This is a genomic window from Salinisphaera dokdonensis CL-ES53 (genome assembly GCF_040361215.1).
Classification (GTDB): domain Bacteria; phylum Pseudomonadota; class Gammaproteobacteria; order Nevskiales; family Salinisphaeraceae; genus Salinisphaera; species Salinisphaera dokdonensis.
Genome location: NZ_APND01000004.1, coordinates 36,592 through 59,962, shown reverse-complemented (window position 1 = coordinate 59,962; position 23,371 = coordinate 36,592). Strand labels below are relative to the sequence as shown.

Here is a 23,371-nt window from a genome sequence, read left to right as displayed (position 1 = left end):
CTCGTTGCAGCCCGGCCGTTGTGCAATAATCCGCGCCCTTGCGATGACCAGTCTCTCCGAAAATACCGCGACCGTGCGCGCGCTGAACCCGCCAGCACTGCGCCCCGGTGCCCACGACCGCTGGCACGGCCTGCACGGCTGTGCGGCTGCCCTGGCACTCGCGCGTGCCGCGCAGGACAACGCCGGACTGACCGTAGCCGTCGTCGCCGACGAGCACCGCGCCTATCGGCTCGAAGAAGAACTGCGCTTCTTCACGGCACAGGACCTGGGGGTTAGACATTTCCCGGACTGGGAAACGCTGCCTTACGACGTCTTCTCGCCCCATGCGGATATCGTCTCGGAGCGTCTGGCGCTGCTGCATGCCCTGCCCGGCATGCGCCGCGGCATTCTCATCATCGCGGCCGATACGCTACTGCAGCCGCTGCCGCCGACCACGTTCGTCGACGCCCGCGCGATGGTCTTCAAGGCCGGCGACACGCTGGACTTTCACGCGCTGCGCGAACGCCTGGAAGCCGCTGGCTATGCCGCGGTCTCGGAAGTGCGCACCCACGGCGAATACGCCATCCGCGGCGCGGTGATGGATCTCTACCCGATGGGCACCGAGACGCCCTATCGGCTCGATCTGTTCGACGACGAGATCGACACCATCCGGGCCTTCGACCCCGACACCCAACGCTCGACCGACAAGCTCGACCAGATCCGCCTGCTGCCGGCGCGTGAATTCCCGCTCGACGAGGACGCCATCAAGGCGTTCCGTTCGCGCTACCGCCAGCGCTTCGAAGGTGATCCGGGCGCGAGCATGATCTATCGCGATGTCTCGCGCGGCATTCCGCCGGGCGGCATCGAGTCCTATCTGAACCTGTTCTTCGACGACACCGCCTCACTGTTCGACTACCTGCCCGCTGAAAGCGCGGTGATCGAACTCGGCGATGTAGACGCCGCCGTCGATACCGCCTGGCAATCGATCGAATCGCGCTACGAACAACGATCGGTCGATCCGGAACGCCCGCTGCTCGCGCCCGACGAGGCCTTCGTCACGCCGGCGCGCCTGCGTAGCGGGCTCGACGGGATCACGGCCGCGCGTATGGTCGACGACGCGAGCGACGACGGCGTGGTCTTCGACGTCTCTCCCGTGCCGGCACTGACCGGCGCGGACATCGTTGCCACCGGCCGTGCCCTGCGTGCCTTCTTCGACGAGTTCGACGGCCGCATCCTGATCACCGGCGATTCCGCCGGCCGCCGCGAAGCGCTGCGCGACTGGCTGACCTCGCTGGGCCTGTCGCCCGCGCGGGCCGAAGGCTGGTCGGATTTCGTCGACTACAACAAGCACATCGCAGTCACGAGCGCGCCGCTCGAAGCCGGCGCGATTCTGGGCGGCGACGCGATTGCCATCATCGCGGAGAGCCAGCTCACCGGCAGTCGCCCGCCGGCCAAGAAACGCCGACGTGTGCAGCGCGATCCGGAAACCGCGATCCGCGAGCTGACCGATCTCGCGCCCGGCGCGCCGGTCGTGCATCAGGACAACGGCGTGGGTCGCTACAAGGGCCTGCAGAAGCTGTCCGCCGGCGGGGTCGAGAACGAATTCGTCACCATCGAATATGCCGGCGGCGACCTGCTCTATGTGCCGGTCGCCTCGCTGCATCTGGTGCATCGCTTTACCGGCGCCGACGCGGAAACCGCGCCGTTGCACCGGCTCGGCAACGACCGCTGGGCCAAGGCGCGCAAGAAAGCCGCCAAGCGCGCGCGCGACGTCGCCGCCGAACTGTTGGAAATCCAGGCCAAGCGCGCCGCGCGTCAGGGCGTGTCGATGGTGCCCGATGCGGACGACTACGCCCGCTTCGCCGCCGGCTTTCCTTTCGAGGAAACGCCCGACCAGCAGCGTGCCATCGACGAAGTACTCGCCGATCTCGAGCGCGAAACACCGATGGACCGCGTCGTCTGTGGCGACGTCGGCTTCGGCAAGACCGAGGTCGCCCTGCGCGCGGCGTTTGCCGCGATCTCGGCCGGTTATCAAGTCTGCGTGTTGGTACCGACCACCCTGCTCGCCCAGCAGCATTACCAGAACTTCGCCGATCGATTTGCCGACTGGCCGGTCAAGGTCGCGGCCCTGTCGCGCCTGCGTACCGGCAAGCAGCGCGACGAGCTGTTGGAGGACATGACCAACGGCAAGCTGGATATCGTCATCGGCACCCACCGGCTGCTGCAGAAGGATATCCGCTTCAAGAAGCTGGGCGTGCTGATCGTGGACGAGGAGCACCGCTTCGGCGTGCGCCACAAGGAGCGCATCAAGAGCCTGCGCGCGCAGGTCGACCTGCTCACGCTCACCGCGACGCCGATTCCGCGCACGCTGAACATGAGCCTGTCCGGCCTGCGTGATCTGTCGATCATCGCCACCCCGCCTGAATCGCGCCTGGCGATCCAGACCTTCGTGTCACGCCAGGACACCGCGCTGATCCAGGAAGCCGTGCGCCGCGAGATGCGCCGCGGCGGCCAGGTCTATTACCTGCACAACAAGGTCAAGGACATCGAGCGCAAGGCGCGCGATCTCGCCGCGATCCTGCCGGAAGCGCGCATTCGCGTCGCGCACGGGCAGATGCACGAGCGCGAGCTCGAGGCGGCGATGCTCGATTTCTATCATCGGCGCTTCGATATTCTACTGTGCACTACTATCGTGGAGTCGGGTATCGACGTGCCGAGCGCGAACACCATCATCATCGATCGTGCCGATACCTTCGGCCTCGCCCAGCTGCATCAGCTGCGCGGTCGCGTCGGGCGTTCCCATCATCGCGCCTATGCCTATCTGCTGACGCCGGAGCAGTCGCTGATGACGCCCGACGCGCAGAAGCGGCTGGACGCGCTCGCCTCGCTTGGCGATCTCGGCGCCGGTTTTGCACTGGCGACACATGACTTGGAGATTCGCGGCGCCGGCGAGCTGCTTGGCGAAGGCCAATCCGGCCAGATCCAGGAAATCGGCTTCGATCTCTATCGCCAGATGCTCGATCGCGCCGTGGGCGCATTCAAGCGTGGCGAAGTCCCCGAAGCCGATGCCGACGAATTGATGTCGGCAACCGAAGTCGAGCTGGGCGCGACCGCTCTGCTGCCCGAGGAATACATCCCAGATGTGCATATGCGGCTTGTGCTCTACAAGCGCATCAGCGCAGCGAAGGATCACGGCGCCCTGCGTGCACTCAAGGTCGAGCTGATCGATCGTTTCGGCCTGCTGCCCGAAGCGACCGAAACGCTGTTCTCGGCCACCAGCCTCAAACTCATGGCCAGCCCGCTGGCGATCGCCAAGATCGAAGCCGGCCCGGACGTCGGCCGTATCAACTTCGCCCGCAACAGCCGTGTCGACCCCGCGCGCCTGATCGCCCTTGTTCAGGCCGACGCCAAATCCTACCGCTTGGAGGGTGACGCCCGCCTGGTGTTCTTCACCGACATGCCGGATGTGGAAACACGCGTCGAGCGTATCCAGACACTGCTTGAGAAACTGGGCGCGCCGCCTGCACGCAACGAGTCGGAAGCCGCGCTGGATCGCCTTTAGGCACGGCGTTCAACACGAATGCCTAAGCACGGTAATGCGCCACCCTCAACCGCACACGCACCAACGCCGACTAAGACAAATAACTGTTTAGTCGCATTCCGCTGATCGCCCCGTTTCTATGAATAGTGCGGGCGTCGGCTATCGGCCAGAAGCAGCTGGTCACCGCAAATGAAAGCGGACGTTCAACGTGAAGATGAGCAGCGCCTTGCCGCAACGTGTCCGAGTCCATCGACCTGTTATACGGCATCTGCGACGCTCTCACGAACTCGCGTTCTTCTCGAAGAGTAGCTTGCCGATCCACCACACGGCGTGCCCGACGTTGCGGATAAGTTGCTCGCCCTGGCGCAGGTACGAGAAACTCTCGTCGATCCCGGCAAGCTTCAGGGCCTCCCCAATCTTCGATCCAGTCGGGTGCGCATCGCCGACTCTCATCTCATAAGCGCCGACCACGGGACCAAGTACCGTTCGCGCTTTTTCCTCCCCGACTTGCTTGGCTAGTACGTCCTGAAGGAGTTTGTTGGAGCCAAGCTTGTCCTTCTCCTGGTGAGTCGAGAGTTTACGGAGCTCTCGAACGTTAAGGCGATCCGAAAAGACTCGGATGATCTCCTTCGCGAGACGCAGCAATGAGGCTTGGTCCTTGCTGTGAAAGCGGGATACCTGCTGCATAGCTGACTCGTCGTCGATACTGTGGCTGAACAACTCAACCCTAAACTTGTCGCGGAAGCCCTGTTCGAGCATTCGCATGCTCACAAAGAGCAAATCTTCCACGGCATGTGTAGACGCCGGTTGCGTCTTAACTTGCGCAGATAGCAGTTCTCCTGAGACTTTTCCATCGGGTGCAACGTTGTGTGCTGCCCAGATATGCTGCTCCCACGCCGCGAGCCGTGCGATATCGTAGGCGTAGACAGTTAGCAAGTCAGCGGAATTGATACCGAAATGCGTGGCGTAGCCAGAGGTAGACCCAATGGCACCAGTCTCTGCGGTATACCACTTGAGGGAAAAGCCACGTCGGCCGAGTAGGTCGGTCACCACGCTTGTGCGAAACCATAGCCAGCGACCAATATCTTCAGAGTCGAGCGCTGAGGATGCCGCCCTTGTTCCATCTGTCTCAATGATGAAGTGCGGTAAAGATTGATCGATGTCGCCGCGAACCCGCACGCTCAGGCCTCGGTGATCAATCCACTCATCTTTCCAGAACTCACCTTCAACGCGGACTCCGTCGGGCCCGGATCGGACGCCTCCCGACTGCTCGGATTCTGTGTTGTCGTCTCTCTCCGGTCCCAGCACGGGAGCGTCCTCTTCCTCATCGACATCAGTTCTCCAGACGCGGAACGACGCCCAACTTCCGCCATAGACGTCATTGAGGCTTCGAGTGAGGAGTTCAAAGCGACCGCCATCTCGATCGTTCTGATGGTTCTCCAGCCCTTCGTACTCAGTGCCTTCAAGCGAAGCTACATTCTCAACACGTTGCCGATAGTAGGAGAGACGTAGCGCAAGACCTCTGGCGGCAAGATAGTCGATCAGAAACTCTCGTTTGATCTCGATAAGCCGATGCTTGCCATCGTCGTCAAAAACCTCGCGAGCGACGACAACGAAGTCTTCCTCCGGCCTCACCCAGTTGTTGCCTTCCTTAACTAGGCGGAGCGCGATGATAAGGTCTGGATTCAGTACCCACTTTGTGCCTCCGACAACAGGCTGGTCATGCACGAATACCAGCTCAACTCCGATCGGCTCTTTGTCGTTGTACTGGTACTGATCTACCGGCGAGTAGTAGCCATCCTCATATGCGTACGATCGCGCGCTGTGGCCGATGCCGATATCGCTCCAGCTTAGTTTCTGTGCGACTTCTCGGTGTTGCGGAGGGAATGCGACCGATCCGCAGCCGAAGACCTCGCTGACATAGCCAACTTGAGTAACCCGAGCTTTGCCCTGCTCAGCATCTTGTGATGCGCGCAGCGGCACCCATGTCGCGTTCGCAAAGGATCGGCGCGTCTCGCGTGTTTGAAGAACCCAGTCTCTGTTCATTTTGTGGTCACTTAGGGTCAGAGGTGTCGCTCCATCTCGGTCGGCGACCAATATGCCTGTTCAGGCCGCGCCGTGTACCGCTGCAGCTTCCTTATGCCGCTGTATCCCACGAAACCTACGAGATAAACTGGGCCGTGCGGGATATTCTGAACACTGATTTCTCCTGGAAGTGGCTTGCAGCACAGGTTTGCTTGGGACGGCCTAGTCAAAGCAACGGGCAGCAAATCAATGGTCGCTTCCGGGTGGCTTTGCTCAACGGCGGCTCAGGATCGTTAGCCCCCTATTCGCAGATGGAAGAGCTATCTCACGCGCCCCAATCGTGGCGAGCGCCCGTCATGGGCCACACTTGGGCGCTTAAAGAGGTGAGCGGGTCCGGCTCGGCTGACTAGCGATAAATCGTTTATAGCGTCGTGTTTCGGATTCGATCGAGGATGTTCGCGGCATCGATTTGGGCCGCTTTGCGGCTTGGCATACGACAAGCCTGCTGCCAAGGCGCTAGGTGAGCGCCGGCAGCACCGCGACCAGCAGGCGTTCGATATCAGCCATGCCTTGGGCGAGCGTGGCTTCGATTTCGGCATGGATGGCCGCCCCACCGCTGCGACCGGCGGCCTTGTTGACCACGACCGCGCAACAGGCATAGTCCAGCCCGGCTTCGCGGGCGAGTGCAGCTTCGGGCATGCCGGTCATGCCGACGATGTCGCAGCCGTCGCGGGCCATGCGGTCGATTTCGGCGGCGGTTTCGAGGCGCGGGCCCTGGGTGACGCCGTGTACGCCACCTACCGCCGGATCCAGGCCGAGCTCGGTGGCGCTACGTGCCAGCGCGTCGGACAGCCGTGCGTCGTAGGGGGTGGTGAAGTCGATATGGTCGAGCAGACCGCCTTCTGCATCGTCGTAAAAGCTGTGTGCCCGGCCCCAGCTGTAGTCGATGATCTGGTCCGGAATGACGATCCGGCCGGCACGCATGACGTCTGTGATGCCCCCGACCGCGGCGATCGCGATCACCTGACGACAGCCGGCATCGGCAAGTGCGCGGATATTGGCTCGGTAGTTGATGCGATGCGGGGCGAGCTTATGGCCCGGGCCATGGCGCATCACGAAGCAGACGGGTCGACCCGCGAGATGACCACGCGCCAGCGGTCCTGAGGGCGCTCCCCAGGGCGTAACGATATCGTCGCGGATCTCGGCAGACTCAAGTTCGGCCAGATCGGCCAGCGCGGTGCCGCCGATAATGCCGATGGGGGCGTTCGTTGCAGTCATGAGCGCTTCAAGCGGTCGGTCTGGGGAATCGGGCACACACGATCCCGCCGGACATGCGCTGGCGCGCAATCCGGCGAGCCGTTTGCTGCCTCAGGCGTGCTTCGGGTGCTGATCTCCGTCAACCGCGTAGACGGCCGGCAGCTGGCGGAAATAGCCCTTGTAATCCATGCCTGCGCCGAAGACGTAGCGGTCCTCGATATCGGCACCGACGATATCGGCATGCACGCCGGGCGCGCAGCGATCGTGATCTTTCTTGAGCAGCATGGCGGTCGTAACCGACTCCGCGCCCTGGGCCTCGATGGCGTTGATGATCGCTTCCAGCGTATGTCCTTCGTCGAGGATGTCGTCGATGATCAGCACGTGGCGATCATCGAGACGCAGGCCCGGGCTGACCTTCCATACGAGTTCCCCGCCGCTGGTCTCGCCGCGATAACGCGTGGCGTGGAGATAATCCAGTTCGAAAGGGAAATCCAGGCGCTTGGTGATCTCCGCCGTGGGGTGCAGGCCGCCGAACATGACGCACATGATGATCGGGGCCTTGCCCGACAACTCGGCCGTGATCTTCTCGGCCATGCGGTCATAGCAGGCGCTCAGCTCAGCCTCGTCGATCAGGCAATCGGCGCTTGCGCGGATGGCGCAGGCTTCGTCGTATCGTTCTTGGTCAAAACCGCTCATGCTTCGCCTTCTTCGGTGGGGCTATCCGGGCCCCGGGTTGATTGCGCACGCGTGCGTTCGCGCGCCATGGCCTTGTCGCGCTCGGATTGTACCTTCTCGGTGTCGATTTCTTCCTGTTCTTCGTCGCCGTCGCTGCGCCGCGCCTGCGAAACGACCAGTTCATCCGGTATATGCATGGTCGTGGTCGGGTACGCGATGGCCGCGCCGTGATCGCGCACGACGTCCTGCACGCGCTGGAGCACACTTTGCTTGACGGCCAGATACTCGGCCCAGTCTGTCGTGCGCGTGTAGCAGTACACCAGCAGGTTGATGGCGCTGTCGCCGAGGCTGTCCAGATAGGTGAGGATGACTTGATCGCTATCGATCGCCTCGTCTTCATCGAGCATTCGCCGCACTTCGTCGACGATATCCGGAATCGAGGCCGCGTCATCGTAGCGTAGTGCGACGGTTTCCATGATCCGCCGATGCGTCATCCGTGACGGGTTCTCCAGCGACACGTTCGAGAAAACCGCGTTGGGCACATACAACGGCCGCATATCGAAACGCCGTACGGTGGTCGCGCGCCAGCCAATCGCTTCGACCACGCCCTCGATCTCGCGATCCGGCGAGCGAATCCAGTCACCGACAGAAAACGGCCGATTCAGATAAATCGTCAAGCCGCCAAAGATATTCGCGAGCACATCCTTGGCCGCGAAACCCAATGCGATACCGCCCACACCCGAAAACGCCACCAGCGCCGACAGCGAGACGCCGAACACCTGCATGATGATCAGCCCGGCCGTGACAACAGCCGAGATACGCAGCAGCTTGCCGATGGCGTCGGCCGTGGTCGGGTCGATGGCATTGTCGCGGCCCGCCGCGCGCGCAAGCATGTTGGCGCCAGCCGAGCGGATCAGCCGGAACAGGAACCAGGTCAGCAACCCGACCAGAATCACGCCGCGCACCTTGGGCAGGTAACTCAGCCATTCCAGCCCTTCATCGGGTCGCGCCATGCGGATCGCGACCGATAACCCGACCACCCAGATCACGCCCTGTAGTGGGCCGTTGACGCTGTAATAGAGCGCGTCGTCCCAGATGTTGTGGCTGGCGCGCACCCGGCGGCCGAACCACGCCAGCAGGCCGCGCGTGATCAGGTCGAGCAGCCCCGTGGCGAACACGACGCAGAAGATATCCACGGCCAGGCCCCACTGCTCGCGCAGGCTCTGGTATTCCGCGATCAGCTCCTGCAACCACCCCCAGTCGAACATCGCCTAAAGCCCGTTCTCGTATTCCTGCGCCAGCTGCGCGTTGAGTGCACAGGCAGCCTGCCAGCGCGCGTTGTCCTCGAGCTTGAGGGTCGCGTCGATCCCTTCGGCGGGGCCACACCGCGCATGCAGCGTCTCACGCCGCGCGCAGGCGGCTTCATCGTCGTATGGCACGTCGTCGAGCAGCTCGAGCAGGCCTTCGCGGTCATTGCAGACCGGCAGGTAATCACAGCCGGCTTCCTGCGCCAGGCGCGCGCGTTCGCGATACCCGCCGATGACGGCTGCGCCGCCCATGCTCAGATCATCGCAGAACACGCAGCCGTCGAAACCGTACTCGCCGCGCAGGATGTCTTCGATCCAGTGCCGCGACAGGCTGGCCGGCAGATCGTCCACTTCGGGATAGCGCACATGCGCCATCATCAGCGAATCCAGACCGGTCTTGATGAGCGTCGCGTAGGGCGCCATGTCGTCGGCGAGCCCGGCACGATCGCGTTCGTCGATCGGCAACTCGGCATGGGAATCGGCCACGACGTAACCGTGGCCGGGAAAATGCTTGGCAGTCACAGCGCTGCCGCCGGCGTGCAGCCCTTCGCCAAAAGCCTGCGCGAGCGCGCCGACCCGACCGGGCTGCGCCGCAAATGCGCGATCGCCGATGACGGTGGACGCGCCGTAATCCAGATCGACCACCGGCGCGAGCGGCATGTCCACGCCCGCCCGGCCAAGCTCGACGGCCAGCAACCAGCCGATCTCGCGTGCGGCATGCAGCCCGGCATCCTGATCCCGGGCGGCCAGCGCGCCAATCGCCTTCATGGGCACGACACGGGTAAAGCCGTCACGAAAACGCTGCACCCGTCCGCCTTCTTGGTCTGCCGTGATCAGCAGGTTCGGGCGGACATTGCGCATGGCGGCCGTCAGCTCGGCCAGCTGCACCGGGTCACGATAGTTGCGTGTGAAGATAATGGCGCCGCCCACTGCCGGATGCGCCAGGATGCGCTCATCCTCGGCGGTCAGCGCAGTGCCTTCAATATCCGCAATCAGCGGGCCCGGACGGGGCCCGCTGCGATGACTGCCCTCACTCATTGATTTCAACCTTCGTGCCCACGGGCACCCGATCGAACAGATCGATCACGTCACTGTTGGTCATGCGAACACAGCCGATCGAGCCCGGCTTGCCCATGACCGCCGTATCCGCCGCGCCGTGGATATAAATGAAGCGGCGCATGGTATCGACACCGCCGAGCCGGTTGCGACCGACTTCCTCACCGCACAGCCACAGAATGCGCGACAGAATCCAGTCGCGGCGCGGCGACGCCTCGGCCAGTTCCAGGGAATACACCTCGCCGTTGGGGCGCCGGCCCTTGAACACCGTGCCCGGCGCGGCGCCGGCGCCGATCTTGGCGCGAATGCGATGGCTACCACGCGGCGTCTGATGGCTGCCCTCGAACTCACCGCCGCCTTTCGTGGCGGTCGATACGAGGTACTGCTTGATTTCGTCGCCGTCAGCGTCGAACAGGGTCAACGTCTGCTGGGACAGGTCGATCTCGATGCGAGGCGTTGCAGACATCAGGACGTCCACCGTGCATACGGGCTGAAGGCCAACGCATGATTGTAGTAGCGACGATCGTGGGTCACCTCTTCGCCGAGCCAGGCCGGCCGCTCGAACGTCTCGTCGACGCTGTCCACCTCGATCTCGGCTATGATCAACGGCGCGTTTTCGCCTGCGAACTCGTCGATTTCCCAAGTATGTCCGGCGTACGCTACCCAGTGACGCGTCTTGATCACAGGCGGCGCTACGCACAGTGTCGCCAGCATTTCACGCGCATCCTCGAGCGGCACGGGGTATTCGTACTCGGCGCGCACGCTGCCCACCACGGCGGCCTTCACGTTGATGTTCGCGCGACTGCCTTCGATACGCACGCGCACCGACGCCGGGCCGTCGCCGCAGAGATAGCCCTGCTCGAAATCCTGACGGGCGTGCGCTGCATCGCGCCATTCGTCGCCGACGACCAGAAACTTGTGCTCGATCTCGGTAGCCATTACGCGCTTTCTCGGGTGAATACGGCCATGGATTCAACGTGTGCCGTGTGCGGGAACATGTCCATCACGCCGGCATGGGTCAATCGGTAGCCGTGCTGATGCACCAGTTCCCCGGCATCGCGCGCTAGCGTGGCCGGATGACAGGAACAGTAGACGATCCGTTCGGCGCCAGTCGCCGCAATCGCCTCCAGCATCTCCGCTGCACCGGAACGCGGCGGATCGATAAGCACGCGATCGACCTTCCTGTTCATCCACGGCGCATCCGCGGATGGCTCGAACAGATTGGCGACATGCGCCTCGATATTGTCCGCGCCGTTGATACGCGCGTTTTCCCGTGCCCGCTCGACCAGCGATGTCTCGCCCTCGACCGTAACCACGCGCGCCGCCTTGCGGGCCAGCGGGATCGAGAAGTTGCCCAGCCCGGAAAACAGTTCCAGCACGCTGTGATTTTCGTGTACGTCGAGCAGTTCCAGGGCCTGGTCGATCATGCGGGCATTGATGCCGGCATGGATCTGGACGAAATCGTTGGGCTGGAAATACAGCCGCGCGTCGTAGGCCGGCAGATCGTAGTAAAGCGCCGGCGCATCGGCATCCAGTGGCGCGATCGTGTCTTCGTTACCGGGCTGAAGATAGATCGAGAAACCGAACTCCCTGCCAAACGCACGCAGCCGTTCGCGATCCGCCTCGGTGGGTTCGTCCAGCACGCGGAAGACGAGCGCGACGGCATTGTCTGCCGCGGCGACCTCGATCTGAGGCAGGCGCTCGCGGATCGACAGCCCGTCGATGAGCGTCGCCAGATCGGTCAGCCGGCTGCCGACCGATTCGACCAGCACTTCGCAGCGCTGCAGCAGCGCAATGAACGGTGCGCCGCGCTCACGAAAACCCACCAGCGTGCCGCCCTTCTTCGGCACGTATTTCGCGCCCAGGCGCGCGCGCCGACGGTAACCCCAGCGCGCGTCGACCAGCGGGTCGAGCACCGAATCCGGCATCACCTTGCCCACGCGTTCGAGCGCATCCAGGAGCTGCTGCTGCTTGAACTCGAGCTGGGCGTTCTCGCCCGCGTGCTGAAGCGCACAGCCACCACAGAGGCCGAAATGCGCACAGCGCGGCGTGACCCGCTTCTCGGAGGCCGAGAACAGCGTCTCGAGGCTGGCTTCCTCGTAGTTCTTCTTCCGTTTGGTCGGCCGATACAGGGCCTGCTCGCCGGGCAGCGTATCGGCCACGAAGACGGCCTTGCCGTCGACATGACCGACGCCGCGCGCATTGCTGGCGAGGTCCTGTATCTCGATCACCCCTCGTTCGGCCGGCTTGCGCCGGCGCTGGCGCCGACTCATGCGCGTCGCATCCGTATCTGGCGGTCTGGAATCATCAAGGACAGCTTCACGGCTTGTCGTACACCCCGGTCGACAGATAACGATCACCCCGATCGCAGATGATCATGGCGATCGTGGCGTTCTCCAACTCCTGGGCCAGTGTCAGGGCGGCAAAAACGCTGCCGCCGGAGGACGGCCCCGCGAAGACGCCCTCTTCCCTGGCAAGACGTTTCATCGCGGTCTCGGCATCGTTCTGCTCGACGTCGATCACGCGATCGACACGCTCCGGCTCGAAGATCTTCGGCAGATATTCCTCGGGCCAGCGGCGGATACCGGGAATTTTGGACTCGCCCGCTGGCTGCACGCCGATGATCTGGATATCGGGGTTCTTTTCCTTGAGATAGCGCGAGCAACCCATGATGGTGCCGGTGGTACCCATGGTCGCCACAAAATGCGTGATCTGGCCGTTCGTGGCGTTCCAGAGTTCCGGCCCGGTGGTTTCGTAATGGGCACGCGGGTTGTCGGGATTGGCGAACTGGTCGAGGACTACGCCCTTGCCGTCGCGATGCATCTCGGCAGCCAGGTCTCGAGCGCCTTCCATACCCTCGGACTCGGACACGGAAATGATCTCCGCACCGTAGGCCCGCATCGACGCGCGGCGTTCCTCGCTCATGTTCTCCGGCATGATCAGGACCATCCGATAGCCCTGCATGGCCGCAACCATGGCCAGCGCGATGCCGGTATTGCCACTGGTCGCCTCGATGAGCGTATCGCCGGGCTTGATCTCGCCGCGCTCCGCGGCGCGCCGGATCATGCTGTAGGCGGGCCGATCCTTGACCGAACCGGCGGGATTGTCGCCCTCGAGCTTGGCCAGCAGCGTGTTCGATGCGTCGCCGCCATAGCTTTCAGGCAGCCGTTGCAGTCGCGTCAGCGCGCTGTTGCCGACGAACTGATCGAGGGTGGGATAAAGGTTGTTCTTGCTGTTCATTGGCGGATTCTAGCAGTGCGGACCACGACAGGTTAACGGGGTTTCAGTGGTGTGCAACGCGCATGAACCAAGGCCGCGTCAACGCAGCGCGCGACGCCCGCTATCCATGGCGGCACGCATCGCGCGCACGGCTTCGGCAATACCGACGAAAACCGCATCTGCGATCAGTGCATGGCCGATATTGAGCTCCACGATGGCTTCGATCGCGGCGATGGGCCCGACATTGTCGGTAGTCAGCCCGTGACCAGCATGCACCTCGATGCCGAGCGAGTGCGCGTGGGCGGCCGCTGACTCGATCCGTTCGAGCTGGGCATCGCGGTCGCCGCCTTCGGCGGCATCGGCATAGGCGCCGGTATGCAGTTCGATAACACGCGCGCCGGCGTCCGCTGCGGCGTCGATCTGAGCGGTATCCGGATCGATGAACAGCGCGGCATGGATGCCCGCGCCCTGCAGCCGGGTCACGGCGTCGCGTACTGCTTCGACCTGGCCGGCGACGTCGAGGCCACCCTCGGTGGTCAGCTCCTCGCGGCGCTCGGGTACGAGACAGGCGTCGCGCGGCTTGAGCCGATCGGCGATATCGAGCATTTCCGCTGTCAGTGCCATCTCGAGATTCACCGGCACATCGCCGGCCGCGGTGAGCGCCTCCACGTCGGCATCCTGAATATGTCGGCGATCCTCACGCAGGTGCACGGTGATGCTGTCGGCGCCGGCCGCCATCGCCGAACGCGCGGCGGCAGCCACATCGGGATAGGTGGTACCGCGGGCCTGGCGCAGTGTAGCCACATGGTCCACGTTCACACCCAGGCGCAGCGGCGCGTGGCCGTTTGAGTTGTGGTTGTTGGTCATTGTCGATCTCCGGAAGACGGGGCGCTGGCGGCCGGGCTGCCGGACGCCTTGAATGCCTGCATTGCTTTGAGCGTTTCCACCGATTTCAAGGGGCGACCGCCCAGATGCGGCGCGATGGCGGCCTGCATCAGGGCGCGAGCCTCATGTACCTGGGCCCGTCCGGGGAAGCGGCCTTCGACGAGACCAATGAGGGCCGCGCCGGATACACGCACATCGTCGGCCTGCCCCTGGCCATGGGCACGGCGCAGGCCCAGTTCGGCATCGTAGAAATAATCGGCATCGGCGACGACGGCTTCGCCGGAATCGCTGGTGGTATCCAGCGGCACACCGTAGCCCAGCTCATCGAGCAGATCGCGCTCAAAGAACCGCAGCGCCACAATCGCCGGCGCGCCGTCGGACAAGGCCGCGAGTAGCGCCGAAAGGCTGTCGTGGATTGCAGGATGAGGGTCGTCGCGGGCAATCAGGCGCAGCACCAGTTCGCAGGCATAGAAGCCCGCCATGAGCGCGTTGCCGGACAAGGCATGACGACGCAACGTTTCGATATCCGTGAGCGTGTACAACTCGCCACGCCCGCTCCACGACAACTGCAATGCGGCCAGGGGCTCGAGCAGCCCGCGCCAGCGCGATTTCGGCCGACGCGCGCCTTTGGCTACGAGGCCGATTCTGCCATGCTCGCGCGACAACGCCTCGATGAGAAAGCTCGTATCGCGCCAGGCCCGCCGATGCAGGATGATCGTGGGCGAGAGTTCGACCCGCATGGGCGTGCTAAGCGCCGCGTTTAGTGGCCAAGATCGCGCACGCTGGCTTCGCTGTCGATCCAGTTCTCGCGCACCTTCACCCACAGGCGAAGATCGACGCGATGGTCCAGCCGCTCGACCAGGTCCAGGCGCGCTGCGCGACCGATGCGCTTGAGCATCGACCCCCCCTTGCCGATCACCATGGCCTTGTGATTGTCACGCGAGACCCAGACACAGGCATGGATCTCGATCTGCTCCTCGCCCTGTTCGAAGCGCTCGATCTCGACCGCGGCGGAGTACGGCAGCTCCTGCTGCATGTACATGGTGAGCTTTTCACGCACCGTTTCCGCGGCGATGAATCGTAGATTGCGGTCGGTGTATTCGTCCTCGGGGAAGAGGAACGGGCCTTCCGGCATGCGCGACGCACATTCGGCAACGATCGAATCCAGATTCTTCTTCTTCTGTGCCGAAACCGGCGCGATGAACGCGAACTCGCGCCGCGCGCTCATCTGCTCGATATAGGGCAGCAGCTCGGTCTTGTCGGGCACGCGGTCGACCTTGTTAATGATCAACCCCACTGGGGTGCGCAACGACTTCAATCGCTCCAGCGCTGCCTCGTCCTCGGCGCGCCACTGGCCAGCCTCGACCACGAACAGCACCACGTCGATACCGGCAAGGCTCGACATCGCGGTTTCGTTAAGCACCCGATTGAGCGCGCTGCGCTGGCCGGTGTGCAAGCCGGGCGTGTCCACCAGCGCGATCTGCATATACGGTTCGGTGAGCACGCCAACGATACGGTGCCGGGTCGTTTGCGGCTTGGGCGTGACGATGCTGACTTTTTCGCCGACGAGCGCATTCACGAGCGTTGACTTGCCGACGTTCGGCCGGCCCACCAGGGCAACCATGCCGCTTCGGGTGGTCTGGGAGTCGCTCATTGGGGGGTGTCCTTGGTGGCTGCGTTGTCCGTGTCCGGATCGGTTTCGAGTGTCTCAAGCATACGCCGGGCCGCGTCCTGTTCAGCCTTGCGCCGACCACCGCCCTCGCCTTCGACGGCGGCGCCGGTATCGACGAGGGTGCAGCGCGAGACAAAATGCTGACAGTGATCCGCTCCGGTCACGCTCACCAGTTCGTATTCGGGGCGGTTTCTAGCGCGGGCTTGCAGCCATTCCTGCAGCCGCGTCTTGGAATCCTTCAGGCTCGCGGCGCTGGGCAGTGTGGCCAATCGCTGGGCGTAGAGATGCATGATGACCTTGCGCGCCGCGTCGAATCCGCCCTCGCAATAGATCGCACCCAACAACGCCTCGACGCCGTCGGCCAGAATCGACACACGTCGACGGCTGCCGTTGCGCATCTCGCCCGGCCCGAGAACGATGGCCTGACCCAGTTCGATTTCATCGGCAATGACGGCCAGCGTGCGTTCACGTACCAGTGCCGCACGCAGCCGGGACAGATCGCCTTCCGGCGCATCGACGCATTGTTCGAACAGCGCGGCTGCGATAACGAAGTTGAGCACCCCGTCGCCGAGAAACTCGAGCCGCTCGTTGTGATCGGGCGCGGCGCTGCGATGTGTCAGCGCCTGTTCCAGCAGCTCCCGCGTCTCGAACACATAGCCGAGACGCGCTTCCAGCGTCGCACGCGCGTGTGCCTGGTTTTCGTTGCTATCCGCCATCGGTCCCCGTCAGCGGCGCCGTTTCCTCGAACGCAAAGACAAGCGACACGTCGAACATGAGCGGACGACGGACTTCGTAGGCGATCGAAATCTCGCGTCCGCCGCCAGCTACGCGGCTGACGGCCACGTCGCGGCCTTTCACGTTGTCGACATAGCCGGCGTCGAAACGACGCTGGATCGCGCTCTGGATCTGTGCGGCCGGCACCGTCATCAGGTCCGGCTGCTCGGCGGCCCACTCGATCGTCTCGCGGATATCGTAGGCATTCAGATAGACCGGCACGGCCTTGATCCCCACCAGCAGCAACAGGCCAGCGGTGAAGAGTACGTAAATCAGCCCCCACATCGTCATGCCACGCTGGCGGTGCATGGAAGCGATTGAAGACGAGGCCGGGAATGGTCGGCAGTCAGACATGGTCACGCTCGCAGTCATGTGGCTAGTGCAGGATATTGCCGATGCGGTCGAATCGCACGTCGAATTCGCCGAAATCGACGCTCATCCAGATCATGAAGGCCTTGCCGACGAGGTTGCGCTCCGGCACGAAGCCCCAGACCCGAGAGTCCGCGCTGTTGTCACGGTTGTCGCCCATCACGAAGAAATGATCCTGCGGCACGGTGACGCTCACGTCCGGGCCACGCCGGCCTTCCACCTGTAGCACCGGATGCTTGGCGCCGTTCGGCAAGGATTCGACAAACTCGCGCATGGTGGAGAATGCTTCACCGTCCGGGCCGTTGTAGATACCCAGATCCTCGAGCGACACGGGGTCGCCGTTGATGAAAAGTTGCTCGTCCGCGTAGGCGACCTGATCGCCCGGCATGCCGATCACACGCTTGATGTAGTCCTTGGTGGGATCCGGCGGATAGCGAAACACCACGACGTCGCCACGCTCGGGCTCGCCCAGATCAAGAAACTTGGTATGGAAAACCGGTGCGCGCAGTCCGTAGCTGAACTTGTTCACGAGCACGAAGTCGCCAACGAGCAGCGTCGGCACCATGGACTTCGAGGGAATACGGAACGGCTCGAACACGAAAGCACGCAGTACCAGAACGGCGATCAGCACCGGGAAGAACGAACGCGCGAATTCGATGACGGCGTTCGCCTCCTCGTGCGGGCCACGACGCGCGCGCAGCACGAGCCGATCCACCAGCCACACGACACCGGTCACCAGGGTTGCGATCGCAAGCCAGGCCTCGAAATCCATATGCACGTTGTTCATCGCCTACACGCTCCCGCGCGCTAATCGGAGTCGTCGGTCGAGAGCACGGCGAGGAAGGCTTCTTGCGGAATCTCCACGCTGCCCACCTGTTTCATGCGTTTCTTGCCTTCTTTCTGCTTCTCCAGCAGCTTGCGCTTGCGCGAGACGTCACCGCCGTAGCACTTGGCGGTCACGTTCTTACGCATGGCCTTTACCGTGGTGCGCGCGATGATGCGCGTGCCGATCGTGGCCTGAATCGCGACGTCGAACATCTGGCGCGGCACGATCTTCTTGAGCTTCTCCACCAGCGCCTTGCCACGCTCGTAGGATTTGTCACGATGCACGATATGCGCGAGCGCATCGACCGGGTCGCCGTTGATCAAGACGTCCAGGCGTACAAGCTGCGCCGCCTGGAAACGCGCGAAATCGTATTCGAAGGAAGCGAATCCACGCGACACCGATTTCAGCTTGTCGAAGAAATCGAGCACGACTTCCGATAACGGCAGCTCGAAGTTCATGGCCACCGAGTTGCCCATGTACTGCATGTCCTTCTGCACGCCGCGCTTTTCCATGCACAGCTGCAGAACCGGGCCCACATACTCCTGCGGCATCAGAATACTGGCGTGGATGATCGGCTCGCGGATTTCCTCGATCTCGCCGACGCTGGGCAGCGACTGCGGATTGCTGATCGAGAGCACGGTGCCTGAGGTGGTGAGCACCTCGTAAACCACCGTCGGCGCGGTGGTGATGAGATCCAGACCGTACTCACGCTCCAGGCGTTCCTGCACGATTTCCATGTGCAGCATGCCGAGGAAGCCGATCCGGAAACCGAAACCGAGGGCGGCCGACGTTTCCGGCTCGTAGTTCAACGAGGAATCATTCAGGCGCAGCTTCGAGAGCGCGTCACGGAAATCCTCGTATTGGTCGGAATCCACCGTGAACACCCCGGCGAACACGCGCGGCTGCACCTGCTTGAAGCCGGGCACCCGCTCGGCACAGGGCGCATGCGCGTGGGTGAGCGTATCGCCCACTGGCGCGCCGTCGATATCCTTGATGCCTGCGATCACGTAACCGACTTCGCCGACTTCCAGCGCTGCCAGCGGCTTTTTCTTGGGCGTGAAGATGCCGACGTCGTCGACCTGGTACTCACGTGAGGTCGACATGACCTTCATACGGTCGCCCTTCGCGAGCCGACCGTTGCGGATACGCACCAGCGACACGACGCCGAGGTAGTTGTCGAACCAGGAGTCCACGATCAACGCCTGCAACGGCGCTTCGGGATCGCCTTCCGGCGCCGGAATGCGACGGATGATTGCTTCCAGCACGTCGGCTATGCCCTCGCCCGATTTGGCGGAGCAAAGCAGCCGATCGGTGGCGTCGATACCGATCACGTCCTCGATCTGCTGCGACACGCCATCAGGGTCGGCGGCGGGCAGATCGATCTTGTTGAGTACGGGCAGGACTTCGAGATCCTGCTCGATCGCCGTATAGGTGTTGGCCACGCTCTGGGCTTCGACGCCCTGCGATGCGTCCACCACCAGCAATGCGCCTTCGCAGGCGAACAGCGAGCGCGAGACTTCGTAGGAAAAATCCACGTGCCCCGGCGTATCGATGAAGTTCAGATGGTAGGTCTCGCCATCGGCCGCCTGGTAGTCGAGGGTGACTGCCTGCGCCTTGATGGTAATCCCGCGCTCACGCTCGAGATCCATGGAGTCGAGCACCTGCTCGGCCATTTCCCGCTCGGTGAGCCCCCGGCAGGCCTGGATGAAGCGATCCGCGAGCGTCGACTTGCCGTGGTCGATATGCGCGATGATGGAAAAATTGCGTATGCGTGACTGCATCAGGACTTCATTGCGGCGCGCGATGGCGACATAAAACAATCGCCCCGGCAAAACCGGGGCGATGCGATAGTCACACAGTATACGCCGTCGCGCCCCGGCGTTTCAGCCGTAGGCGTCGCTGCGTTCAACCTTTTCCAGGACGCATGGCCAGATAAAGCCGATTGCCCTCGCGCAGAACCAGCAATGCGACCGGGCCATCGGCCGTCTTGAGCGCCTTGCGCAGCGCGGCGACGTCTTCGACATTCTTCGACCCGACCGCGAGTACAACGTCGCCCGGCTGCAGGCCCGCGTCGGCGCCCGCGCCCTCGGCGACCTCGGTCACGCGAACGCCGCCCTGCTCCAGTTCCAGTTCGCGGCGTTGCGCGGTATCCAGAGACTCCAGCGTCAGGCCAAAGGGCTGTTTCGCCTGCTCCGGAGCCTTGTCTTTCGTCGGCCCACCGGCAAGGAGATCCTTGGGCAGTTTTTCGATCTCGACATCGATCTGCTCACGCTCACCGTCACGCAGTACCGTGACCGTGGCACTGCGGCCCGGCTCGACCGTGCCCACAAGCGGTGGCAGCGCCGCTGCAGAATCCACCGGATGATCGTTGAACAGCAGGATCACATCGCCCGCCTGCAGGCCCGCCGCTTGCGCGGGCGATTCGGGCATCACCCGGGCAACCAGTGCGCCTTCGGGACGCTTGAGCTTGAACGACTCGGCCAGCTCCCGATCCACGTCCTGGATCTGCACACCCAGCCAGCCGCGGGTAACGCTGCCGTTTTCGCGCAGCTGCCCGGCGACATCCATCGCGATGTCGATGGGGATGGCGAATGACACGCCCTGATAACCGCCGGTCTGGCTGTAGATCTGGGAGTTGATCCCCACGACCTCACCCTTGAGATTGAACAGCGGCCCGCCGGAGTTGCCCGGATTGATGGCGACGTCGGTCTGCAGGAACGGCACATATTGATCGCTGGCCAGACTGCGCTGCTTGGCCGAGACAATGCCCGCGGTGACCGAGGTCTCGAACCCGAACGGCGAACCGATGGCCACGACCCAGGATCCGACCGGCAGCTTGTCCGGATCGCCGATCTTCACCGTGGGTAGATCCTTGGCATTGACCTTGAGCACGGCAAGATCGCTATAGCTGTCCTGACCGACCACCTCGGCGAGCAACTGACGGCGATCGTTGAGCTTGACCACGATCTGGCCCGAATTCGCCACGACATGACGATTGGTGAGGATGTAGCCGTCCGAAGAGATGATGAAGCCGGAGCCCAGCGACGGATGCGGCGTCGCGCCCGGCCCGCGGGGCATCGGCAACGGCGAACGCTCGCCCTCGCCCGGCCCTTGTCGCGGCATCTGCCCCTGACCCGGGCCATCCTCGAAGAAGCGCTTGAGCCAACCTTCCAGCGGGTTCTCGCTGCCCTCGTCCGAGTTGCCCGCCGCTTCTTCGTCTTCCGCCGGCACAGCGCTGATATTCACCACCGCGGGCGACGCCTGCTTCACGAGCCCCGTGAAGTCCGGCAATTGGCCGCCGCTGATCGGGGTCGACTGCGCCTCGTCGTCACCGCAGCCAGCCAGTAGGACAAGCAGCATCAGCAGCAGCACGGCAACTTGCGTGGAACGTGGGCGGATATTCATGGCGATTCGCTCTTCCCGTGGCCTGGCAATCAATATATTGAGCGTGAGGTCGGCCGCTTGGGCCGCCCACCGGGCACCGACATTAGCGCAGGCGTCCACGCGCCGTCACGAATCAGTGTTAGTTACCGGCTGCCTTGGTCTCGCGAACGAGATTGCGAGCGATCTGCTCTACGGTGATCGCCGGCACTTCGCCGACCACCGTGATCTGCGTGCCTTCTACCACGTGGCCGAACGCGTTGACCGCACCCATGGTCGTCGCGCCTTCCAGCGGCTTGCGCAAGCCCTCCGGCGCAATGAACGCGGAGACCGTGGCGACGCCGTCCGTGAACAGCATCTGGCGTACATAGCCGGATTCAGTCACGCGGCGCACACCGTCTTCGGCCAGCTCGAAACCGGGCGGCAGATCGGTGGGCTGCCAGGCGTCTTCGGGGACCGGTTTGTCTTCGACCTGAACCGCCTGATGCTTGACCACGCGAAAGCCTTCGATGTCGTAGCCGGGCTCGAACTCGCTTTCCGGAATCGATCCGGGAAATTCGATCTGCGTGAACATCAGCTGCTCGAGCACGTCGTTGTCGCGCATGAGGTCGAGTTTGAGCGGCAACTGGGTCTGCTCATCGATGAGCATTCGATAGCCATAGCGGTACTTGTCGCGCGGCTCGATCCGCACCAGCCGGCCGATGCGATCGGCCAATCGACGCTGGCCCATATCGCTCACGCTGTAATGTTCGCGCATGCGATCGGCCGAGAACTGCGCCACGCTGCCGAGCAGGCTCTCGCGTTTGTGGCGCGATATAAGCACGACTTCGTTATTGGGGAGAATCGACGTGACCACGCCACCGCGGCGGATCACTTCGCGCGGCTGGCCAGTCAACGATACAAGTCGCTCCTGCTCCAGACCGTCGCTGTAGCGATGGGTCACGCGCAGCGTGTCGAGCTGACCTTCTCGCAGGTAAACCAGAATCCCACGGTAGTTTTCGCTGCGTACGGCCTGGGAGGCGCGGCCGAGCAGGTCGTTGATCGAACTTTCAGATGGAGCGTCGTCGGCGGCGTAGGCAGCGCCGGCGAGCGCGGAAAAGACGAACAGCCATAGGAACGCAGAAAGCGCTCGTGTCACTGCGTCGTTTCCTGCCCATAGGTGGCCACGCGAACAAAGCCGGGCGTGGTGCCGGACATGCCGTAGCCGCGCGCCAGACCATTGTGTTCGACAAGATAGCCGTTGAGTTCGTCTTCGAGGTCCGGGTCCGAAACCGACCAGTGATCAGCCGGGCCCTGTTGAATGGCGGCGTTGCTCGGGCCGGCCTTGCGAAGCATGTCGCTGGACAGCTCGTTCGAGGCCACCATCTCGCCGGCGTCATCCGCCGTGGCCGACGACACGGGCGAGGCGTTTGCGGCGACGGTCGCGCCGGGACTGGTTCCTCCCGCTCCATCGCGCTGCAGCGGATTGCTCACCAGCAGCACGATGCCGGCTGCCGAGGCGACTGCGGCGAGCCCTGCCATGCTGCGCCAGCGCCGACGTGCAGCCACACGCATCGGTACCACGCGGCGAGCAGCCACGGATTCGGGCTTGTCTTCGGAGATGGCAGCCATCACCCGCGACGAAAAGTCACGATCGAGCGGTACGGCAACCTCGCCGCTGTGCGCCCGCAAGGTAGTGCGAAGCCAGTGCTGGCGACCCCAGCTGTCGCGCAGCTGATTGTCGCGCAGCAATGCGCTGATCACCGAATCGGCTTCGTCGCGCGTGGCTTCACCGTCCAGGAATGCGGAAAACTGCTCGTTCATGCTGACCTCACTTGTCCGAAAGGGACACCAGTTTCTGCTCGATCGCCGCGCGTGCACGAAATATGCGTGATCGTACCGTACCTACTGGGCAATCCATTGATTGTGCGATCTCTTCGTAGCTCATGCCGTCTAGTTCCCGGAGCATGATCGCCGTACGCAGATCCTCCGGCAACTCGCCGATGGCCGCGATCACGGCATCGCGTATCTCTTCGCTCTCCAGCAACGCCTCGGGCGTGTCCTGCTCCGAGAAACGATCCGTATGCCCGAAGGCCTCGGCATCCGCCACGTCGATGTCCTGACTGGCCGGCCGGCGTGAGCGGGCCACCAGAAAGTTCTTCGCCGTGTTGATGGATATTCTGTAGAGCCATGTATAGAAAGCGCTATTGCCCTTGAATCCACCCAGCGCCCTGTACGCCTTGATGAAGGCTTCCTGTGCCACATCCTGGGCGTCCGCCGGATTTACGTAGCGGGCCACCAGTTTCACGACCTTGTGCTGATACTTGCGGATGAGCAAGTCAAACGCCCGGTCGTCGCCGGATTGGGCACGGGCTACCAGTTGCTCGTCGCTGACGTCTTCAGTCATCTAGATGCAGCGCCGAGTT

General features: G+C 63.4%; 21 protein-coding genes. 1 reads left to right on the top strand and 20 read right to left on the bottom strand.

What is annotated here, in order from left to right:
- Positions 1-43 precede the first annotated feature (43 nt).
- Positions 44-3,541 (top strand): transcription-repair coupling factor, encoded by a 3,498-nt coding sequence (gene mfd / locus SADO_RS12675; RefSeq protein ID WP_353111950.1) that lies wholly within the window; start codon positions 44-46, stop codon positions 3,539-3,541.
- Positions 3,542-3,799: 258 nt separating this feature from the next.
- On the opposite strand, the gene SADO_RS12670 is transcribed toward mfd, so the two are convergent.
- The 20 genes from SADO_RS12670 to rpoE all read right to left on the bottom strand — a co-directional run bounded on the left by SADO_RS12670 (position 3,800) and on the right by rpoE (position 23,352).
- On the bottom strand, positions 3,800-5,566 hold the full coding sequence (locus SADO_RS12670; RefSeq protein ID WP_353111948.1) for a hypothetical protein: 1,767 nt from the start codon (positions 5,564-5,566) through the stop codon (positions 3,800-3,802).
- 495 nt (positions 5,567-6,061) lie between these two features.
- On the bottom strand, positions 6,062-6,823 hold the full coding sequence (locus tag SADO_RS12665) for an S-methyl-5'-thioinosine phosphorylase (protein ID WP_353111946.1): 762 nt from the start codon (positions 6,821-6,823) through the stop codon (positions 6,062-6,064).
- Positions 6,824-6,913: 90 nt separating this feature from the next.
- The gene (locus tag SADO_RS12660; protein WP_353111944.1) at positions 6,914-7,498 is read right to left on the bottom strand and encodes a hypoxanthine-guanine phosphoribosyltransferase; all 585 of its coding nucleotides are present in this window, start codon (positions 7,496-7,498) and stop codon (positions 6,914-6,916) included.
- Entirely contained in the window at positions 7,495-8,745 is a 1,251-nt protein-coding gene (locus SADO_RS12655) for a mechanosensitive ion channel family protein (RefSeq protein ID WP_353111942.1), read from the bottom strand. The genes SADO_RS12660 and SADO_RS12655 overlap by 4 nt, the downstream gene beginning before the upstream one ends.
- 3 nt (positions 8,746-8,748) lie before the next feature.
- Positions 8,749-9,822 (bottom strand): beta-N-acetylhexosaminidase, encoded by a 1,074-nt coding sequence (gene nagZ, locus SADO_RS12650; protein ID WP_353111940.1) that lies wholly within the window; start codon positions 9,820-9,822, stop codon positions 8,749-8,751.
- Entirely contained in the window at positions 9,815-10,306 is a 492-nt protein-coding gene (locus SADO_RS12645; RefSeq protein WP_353111938.1) for a L,D-transpeptidase family protein, read from the bottom strand. The genes nagZ and SADO_RS12645 overlap by 8 nt, the downstream gene beginning before the upstream one ends.
- Positions 10,306-10,779, bottom strand: a complete 474-nt coding sequence (locus tag SADO_RS12640) for a CYTH domain-containing protein (RefSeq protein ID WP_353111936.1) — start codon at positions 10,777-10,779, stop codon at positions 10,306-10,308. Before SADO_RS12640 ends, SADO_RS12645 begins: the two co-directional genes overlap by 1 nt.
- A complete protein-coding gene (rlmD, locus tag SADO_RS12635; RefSeq protein ID WP_353111934.1) occupies positions 10,779-12,113 on the bottom strand; it encodes a 23S rRNA (uracil(1939)-C(5))-methyltransferase RlmD in 1,335 nt (444 codons plus the stop codon). Before rlmD ends, SADO_RS12640 begins: the two co-directional genes overlap by 1 nt.
- Positions 12,114-12,159: 46 nt before the next feature.
- Complete coding sequence (cysM, locus tag SADO_RS12630; RefSeq protein ID WP_353111932.1) at positions 12,160-13,080, bottom strand: cysteine synthase CysM; 921 nt, start codon at positions 13,078-13,080, stop codon at positions 12,160-12,162.
- Between the two features lie 78 nt (positions 13,081-13,158).
- Positions 13,159-13,926: a pyridoxine 5'-phosphate synthase gene (locus tag SADO_RS12625; protein WP_353111930.1), complete on the bottom strand. Its 768-nt coding sequence runs from the start codon at positions 13,924-13,926 to the stop codon at positions 13,159-13,161.
- A complete protein-coding gene (recO, locus tag SADO_RS12620) occupies positions 13,923-14,684 on the bottom strand; it encodes a DNA repair protein RecO (protein ID WP_353111928.1) in 762 nt (253 codons plus the stop codon). The genes SADO_RS12625 and recO overlap by 4 nt, the downstream gene beginning before the upstream one ends.
- A gap of 20 nt (positions 14,685-14,704) precedes the next feature.
- Entirely contained in the window at positions 14,705-15,598 is an 894-nt protein-coding gene (gene era, locus SADO_RS12615; RefSeq protein WP_353111926.1) for a GTPase Era, read from the bottom strand.
- Positions 15,595-16,332, bottom strand: coding sequence for a ribonuclease III (gene rnc / locus SADO_RS12610; protein ID WP_353111924.1), 738 nt, complete (start codon positions 16,330-16,332; stop codon positions 15,595-15,597). Before rnc ends, era begins: the two co-directional genes overlap by 4 nt.
- Positions 16,322-16,744, bottom strand: a complete 423-nt coding sequence (locus tag SADO_RS12605) for a DUF4845 domain-containing protein (protein WP_353111922.1) — start codon at positions 16,742-16,744, stop codon at positions 16,322-16,324. Before SADO_RS12605 ends, rnc begins: the two co-directional genes overlap by 11 nt.
- A 22-nt stretch (positions 16,745-16,766) precedes the next feature.
- Positions 16,767-17,546, bottom strand: a complete 780-nt coding sequence (gene lepB / locus SADO_RS12600) for a signal peptidase I (protein ID WP_353111920.1) — start codon at positions 17,544-17,546, stop codon at positions 16,767-16,769.
- 20 nt (positions 17,547-17,566) lie between these two features.
- Entirely contained in the window at positions 17,567-19,366 is a 1,800-nt protein-coding gene (gene lepA / locus SADO_RS12595) for a translation elongation factor 4 (RefSeq protein ID WP_353111918.1), read from the bottom strand.
- A gap of 124 nt (positions 19,367-19,490) precedes the next feature.
- A complete protein-coding gene (locus SADO_RS12590; RefSeq protein WP_353111916.1) occupies positions 19,491-20,990 on the bottom strand; it encodes a DegQ family serine endoprotease in 1,500 nt (499 codons plus the stop codon).
- A gap of 118 nt (positions 20,991-21,108) precedes the next feature.
- Positions 21,109-22,104 (bottom strand): MucB/RseB C-terminal domain-containing protein, encoded by a 996-nt coding sequence (locus SADO_RS12585; RefSeq protein ID WP_353111914.1) that lies wholly within the window; start codon positions 22,102-22,104, stop codon positions 21,109-21,111.
- A complete protein-coding gene (locus SADO_RS12580; protein WP_353111912.1) occupies positions 22,101-22,769 on the bottom strand; it encodes a sigma-E factor negative regulatory protein in 669 nt (222 codons plus the stop codon). Before SADO_RS12580 ends, SADO_RS12585 begins: the two co-directional genes overlap by 4 nt.
- Before the next feature lie 7 nt (positions 22,770-22,776).
- Positions 22,777-23,352 (bottom strand): RNA polymerase sigma factor RpoE, encoded by a 576-nt coding sequence (rpoE, locus tag SADO_RS12575; RefSeq protein ID WP_353111910.1) that lies wholly within the window; start codon positions 23,350-23,352, stop codon positions 22,777-22,779.
- Positions 23,353-23,371: the final 19 nt, after the last annotated feature.

What these genes read in the sequence shown, in the direction of transcription:
- mfd (WP_353111950.1), top strand. Translation starts at nt 44, where the DNA reads ATGACCAGTCTCTCCGAAAATACCGCGACCGTGCGCGCGCTGAACCCG.
- SADO_RS12670 (WP_353111948.1), bottom strand. Translation starts at nt 5,566, where the DNA reads ATGAACAGAGACTGGGTTCTTCAAACACGCGAGACGCGCCGATCCTTT.
- SADO_RS12665 (WP_353111946.1), bottom strand. Translation starts at nt 6,823, where the DNA reads ATGACTGCAACGAACGCCCCCATCGGCATTATCGGCGGCACCGCGCTG.
- SADO_RS12660 (WP_353111944.1), bottom strand. Translation starts at nt 7,498, where the DNA reads ATGAGCGGTTTTGACCAAGAACGATACGACGAAGCCTGCGCCATCCGC.
- SADO_RS12655 (WP_353111942.1), bottom strand. Translation starts at nt 8,745, where the DNA reads ATGTTCGACTGGGGGTGGTTGCAGGAGCTGATCGCGGAATACCAGAGC.
- nagZ (WP_353111940.1), bottom strand. Translation starts at nt 9,822, where the DNA reads ATGAGTGAGGGCAGTCATCGCAGCGGGCCCCGTCCGGGCCCGCTGATT.
- SADO_RS12645 (WP_353111938.1), bottom strand. Translation starts at nt 10,306, where the DNA reads ATGTCTGCAACGCCTCGCATCGAGATCGACCTGTCCCAGCAGACGTTG.
- SADO_RS12640 (WP_353111936.1), bottom strand. Translation starts at nt 10,779, where the DNA reads ATGGCTACCGAGATCGAGCACAAGTTTCTGGTCGTCGGCGACGAATGG.
- rlmD (WP_353111934.1), bottom strand. Translation starts at nt 12,113, where the DNA reads ATGAGTCGGCGCCAGCGCCGGCGCAAGCCGGCCGAACGAGGGGTGATC.
- cysM (WP_353111932.1), bottom strand. Translation starts at nt 13,080, where the DNA reads ATGAACAGCAAGAACAACCTTTATCCCACCCTCGATCAGTTCGTCGGC.
- SADO_RS12625 (WP_353111930.1), bottom strand. Translation starts at nt 13,926, where the DNA reads ATGACCAACAACCACAACTCAAACGGCCACGCGCCGCTGCGCCTGGGT.
- recO (WP_353111928.1), bottom strand. Translation starts at nt 14,684, where the DNA reads ATGCGGGTCGAACTCTCGCCCACGATCATCCTGCATCGGCGGGCCTGG.
- era (WP_353111926.1), bottom strand. Translation starts at nt 15,598, where the DNA reads ATGAGCGACTCCCAGACCACCCGAAGCGGCATGGTTGCCCTGGTGGGC.
- rnc (WP_353111924.1), bottom strand. Translation starts at nt 16,332, where the DNA reads ATGGCGGATAGCAACGAAAACCAGGCACACGCGCGTGCGACGCTGGAA.
- SADO_RS12605 (WP_353111922.1), bottom strand. Translation starts at nt 16,744, where the DNA reads ATGTCTGACTGCCGACCATTCCCGGCCTCGTCTTCAATCGCTTCCATG.
- lepB (WP_353111920.1), bottom strand. Translation starts at nt 17,546, where the DNA reads ATGAACAACGTGCATATGGATTTCGAGGCCTGGCTTGCGATCGCAACC.
- lepA (WP_353111918.1), bottom strand. Translation starts at nt 19,366, where the DNA reads ATGCAGTCACGCATACGCAATTTTTCCATCATCGCGCATATCGACCAC.
- SADO_RS12590 (WP_353111916.1), bottom strand. Translation starts at nt 20,990, where the DNA reads ATGAATATCCGCCCACGTTCCACGCAAGTTGCCGTGCTGCTGCTGATG.
- SADO_RS12580 (WP_353111912.1), bottom strand. Translation starts at nt 22,769, where the DNA reads ATGAACGAGCAGTTTTCCGCATTCCTGGACGGTGAAGCCACGCGCGAC.
- rpoE (WP_353111910.1), bottom strand. Translation starts at nt 23,352, where the DNA reads ATGACTGAAGACGTCAGCGACGAGCAACTGGTAGCCCGTGCCCAATCC.